Origin of the sequence: Parabacteroides sp. AF17-28 (genome assembly GCF_003479205.1) — a bacterium.
GTDB classification, from domain to species: Bacteria; Bacteroidota; Bacteroidia; order Bacteroidales; family Tannerellaceae; genus Parabacteroides; species Parabacteroides acidifaciens.
Map to the genome: position 1 here is coordinate 1 of NZ_QUGV01000052.1, position 4945 is coordinate 4945.

The window sequence follows — 4945 nt, forward strand, 5'->3', positions numbered from 1 at the left end:
AGTCTAAGTTGTCATAAGCATCAGCCTTCAAATCACCTTCACGGACAGCGATACCCTGGTTCTTAGCGTTAACGGCAGCATAGTCGCCGTTGATAGCCTGGATGCGTACGTGTTTCGGCAGAGATTTGTAAGAGGCAGGAGCAGCCTGCGGTTTGATGATGAACATGTCGTTACGTTCGTCCAAATCTTTAGCAGAGATAGTCTTGTACTGGGTACTGATAACCATTTTAGTAGCATCGTCTAAACCGTCAGCCAAAACATAAGTAGAATCAGTATCGACAGCGATCATGTAGAACTTAGTGATAGCTGCAGAAGCGATGTTGGATTCGTGGATGAAGCGATAGTTACCGCTCGTTTCGTCTTTCACCAGATAGGTAGAATCGGCATCATTGTAGATCGTATAAGAAACATTTATCAAGTCTTCGTTTACACCATATTCAGTTTCTTCACTCGGAGTCAAAGTAAACAGCATTTCGCTTTCAGCAATCTTCAAGCTGGAGTCTTTTACCATTACGATCGTCTGTCCGGCCAACATTTCAGCAGCAGAAGTGATGGTGAACTTGTTGTTCTTTGCATCGTTAGCTGTGATATATTTGAAACCGATATAAGCGTTGTCTTCGTCTACGTCGTCAGCGGCTACTAATTGGATAGTGTCACCATTGATTGTATAGATATTATTATCTTTGTCGACTACATTAGTTACACCATACCAGTTATCAACACTTTCATTATCTGTTGCGCCAGCACGATTAGAGATAACATAGTTACCCTTTGTTGTTCCTGCTGTTTTCTCTACAATAAACTGTGCATACGGATTAAAGGCTTGCTCTTTCTGAACACGTTTTGCAGCATTCACCACACTCAGATCATAGAAAGTACCATAATATTTGTTATCATCGGCTTTCATCATATCTTTGATATAATAGAGACCCTCAGTGATTACAGCATTGCCACCATCAGCAGGGGCAGTAGCAAACGGCTGGATCAACGGAGCGATGAAATCAGAAGCCAAAGCAGCTTCTGCTGTTGAAACAGGAGCAGGAGTCAAAACATAAGTGGAACTCAATTTCTTAATTGACAATTGACCACCTTTGTTACCACCGGATTCATACTGAGTGACATCCATAGCCGTTACACCGTCTGCAAAGTTCTTTCCATTTACAAATTTGTCCGTAGTAACAGTAGGAAGAGCACTGCCTCCAGTTGAAGCCTTTACAATAGCCAACCCCTTGATAGCAGCAAGATAATTCTGGGCAGTTGCTTTTGCAGCCTTGTTTGCATCTCCTGTAAGAGTTGCAATATATTCGTTAGCTTTATCTACTAATGCTTTACCTGAAACAGGAGTTGTTCCACCTGAAGCCAGATAAGTATAAGCACTTCCATCTGATTCAAAATTGGATTCTGCAAATGTTGCTTTATCTGCAGGAGGATTACTTGCGAATCCGCCAATAAAACTAACAACAGCCTTTTCTAAGTTGTCCATTGCTGTTGAACCTGTACCATAACCACTATTTGTATTTATTGCGCCTAAAGTAGTAGTCACAGGAATTGAAGCAGGACGAGCCAAAGCGGTCAGAACTAAGGAGTCTTTTGCTATATGGTAAACCCCTTTGAAACCAGCAGCAAGCGGACTACGCTTAGCAACAGTAGAACGAGCTTTCAAATTAGCAGCAGTAATAGCCGTTAAATTGTTACTTGCGTCAAAGATCGGTTCCCAACCCAGTGTATCAATTGTCAACTTATTCAAGGTTTCTTCTGTATTATAACAGCCATTATCAACAACCAGGAAGAACTTCTTTTTCTGGTCTTTTGCAGTCAAGCCGTTATTACCAGCCAATACTTCTTTTCCATTCCACAAGAAGAAAGCTGTTTCACTTCCTGCATTTACAGCTGCGATCGCATTAGCTCCTGCTGTATAAGTAGAAGTACCAAAAGGTAATGCCTGCCATTTTTGGTTTTTCAATGCATTTGTTTCACTGGCAGAAACATCCTTTCCGTTATTGAAAAACAACTTACCTTCATAAGTACTCATCAGATCATTAAAGCTGGCAGCAGTCAGCTCAATAGTATACTGACTCATGTCTTCTACACCAACTAAAGCTCCATCAGTCGGAATAGAAGGTGATGTAACATCATAGACAGCAGACTTCAATTTTAAATCTTTTGTGAAATAAAATACGGAGTCACCTTTTTCTGTTCCAAAACTTTTTACGGCATACAAACCGTTAGCGGCAGTCCATGCCCAAGTCGTATTCCCAGTTGTAGATTTTGAAATAGCGGCAGTTCCATTGGTTACATGACCAACAGCATCAGTCAGCAAATCAACAGTTAAAGCTTGTCCCGCTTTGTTTGTAAAAGAATAAGTTACACTTTGCCCAGTTACACTCGTTGAAGAATTAACTGTTACTTTCCACAGTGCATTATTCAACTTTTTTAAAGAAGTACCTGCGACAAGCTTATTACTAGAGAGTAAAGTTGAATAATCAATAACCTCCAATTTACGAGTAGCCGGATCTACAGACAGAACCTTGTCATCACTATTGTCAAATTTCAATAATGTGTATTCACCTGTTTTAATAGAACCAGGACCGGCTGTCACTGATGCCATTGCATTGAAGGAGAATCCACCGGCTACCAGAGCGGCAGCCAAAAGAGTAGAAAATCTCTTGTTCATAATCATTAAAAATTAATTGTTAATAAAATAGTGTTTAAAAATCCAACAACTAATTTCACGAAGGGGGTGAGAACACCCCCGCGAATGATTATGAACGGGCATAAAAAAAACGCGAGCGTGTTATCTATTATCAACTCAAAGGCTCTAGCAAAGCCCATACACCAATAATAGAACAACAGCTCGCGCCTTATACGATATAAAACAATCCTCCCATATAAAATGGCAGGTGAAGTTATACGTAATCAGCGCAAGCATTTACTGTCCATTATTCCGGTGTATTAAAAATTTGCTAGATTTTTGAATTGGAATAATCTCCGTAAAATGCTTACAATATGTAATTGATCCCGCGCTCCGTAGGCCGCTGCCCACTACGGAATCGTTGCAAAGGTAAATAGGTTTTCCGAATCAACAAGGGAAAACGCCCATAATTTTCCAAAACAGATGGGTTACAGGACGAAACAATACCGTTTATGCAACATAATCCCCAGGTTTTGGGAATAAAAATGATGATTTATCGGTCCAAAATACGGCAGTTCCTTTGCGTTCCCGCGTCGGAGCGCGGGAACGGGATGGTTCATTATTTCTTACGTTTTGGACCTTTTGTAAATTGGGAAATATACAATAACCCCCTGTTTCGACTGTTTTTCTATTTCGTCCGAAATCATGATCGATTTTGGATTGACTCTTTTCACTGTTTTAACCTGCTCGGATGACAACAAACGAAATGAGGTGCCGAGCCCATACCGAAAAGCGTACAATTTGATTGCCGAAAGACGGAAACACCGGCAAAGTGATAAACCTTAACTCCCGGAGAATCGAATATTTGTGAACGAAGATGGACTGCGTTCCAAATATCCCAAGAAAATTTTGAAGGCTTGTTGCCGTGAGGTGCGCAGAAAATAGCCTTGAAGTAACGCTTCGTCGCTCTGAAGGTTGACTTCGTGCTATATGAAGTCTGACTTCGGGGCAACAAAGTTCCGGGTCAGAGCGATAAAGTCCCTCTTCGCAGCGATAAGGTGCCGGATCATAGGAAAAAGCTCCTTTTTGACGGCTGAAAAGTGGATTGGCATTTGTTTGAATTAGGGTGCCTTTCGAGCTCAAAAAATGCGTTTTATACAATAAGCCCCCTGCCGCAGGCTCTCTTTTGCCGTTTCGTTTCAACGAACGGTTTTAGAGCTTAGAGGCAGAGCTTCTTCCTCTGTGGGCTTCAGCCCCTTTAATAGAGATTGCCTGTAGATATTTGAAAGGGGTTGAAACCCACAGAGGAATCCGGCAAAGCCGGGAACTTATCAACGGCAAAAGAGAGCCTGCGGCAGGGGGGCTTATTGTATAAAACAGATTTTTCAAGTCCAAGAGACATCCGAAACGAAACAAATGTTAATCCGCTTTTTTGACCTCAAAAAGGGCCTTTTTCGCCTTTTTCGAGCATTTTCAACAATTACGACCGTCCTCTTTGCCATTACGACCGTGCTAATGTGTAGTGCACTCGGCACCTCGCGAAGATTAGGACGGTCGTAATGGCGATTAGGACGGTCGTAATTGAAAAGAGGACCGTCTTTAGGGCAAAAAAGCACCTGAATTTCCTTGCGATATTTGGAACGCCGTCCGTTTTATTTTCAAATATTCGATTCTCCGGGAGTTAAGCTTTATCACTTTGACGGCGTTTCCGGTTTTCGGTAATCAGATTGCACACTTTTGGGAACGGACTGCGCACCTCTTTTTTTCTATTGTCAGAAAAGGGGGGTTAAATCGTGAAAAAAGTCAATCCAAAATCGATCAAGATTTCGGACGAAATAGAAAAACAGTCGAAAATGGGGGTTATTGTAATTTGTCAGGTTTGCAGAAGATTCAAAACTTGACAGATTTGAAGCAAATCGGATTGCATGGGCATGGAAACACCAATAAAAATAATTTCATTTTTATTCACTCTATCTGCAATATTTGTCTACCTTTGCCAAAGGAGTGTTAATAGTAACAACTAAAACAATTAATTATGGACAAATTTATCAATCCCTTCTCGGATTACGGCTGGAAGAAAATTTTCGGCAGTGAAGTAAGCAAAGATCTTATCATCAGCTTTTTAAACGAAGTCATTCAACAGGAAGTAATAGTCGATATCACATTCCGGAATGTCGAGATGCTCGGTTTGAAGCAGGATCAGCAACGTGCCGTTTTCGATATCTTTTGCGAAAACGAAAAAGGAGAAGTCTTCATTTGCGAGATGCAGAAAAGCCGTCAGAAGTATTTTTCCGACAGGGTGTTGTATTATGC

Annotated in this window: 2 protein-coding genes; one reads left to right on the top strand and one right to left on the bottom strand. The window is 41.2% G+C overall.

The features are described from left to right. Positions 1-2320 (bottom strand): hypothetical protein (locus DWW90_RS20205; protein ID WP_233547857.1); only part of this gene is annotated, 2320 nt, incomplete at its 3' end. 2347 nt (positions 2321-4667) lie between these two features. Between DWW90_RS20205 and DWW90_RS20215 the strand changes: the two genes are divergently transcribed. After that, on the top strand, positions 4668-4945 hold a 278-nt coding region (locus DWW90_RS20215; RefSeq protein ID WP_199662229.1), incomplete at its 3' end, for a PD-(D/E)XK nuclease family transposase.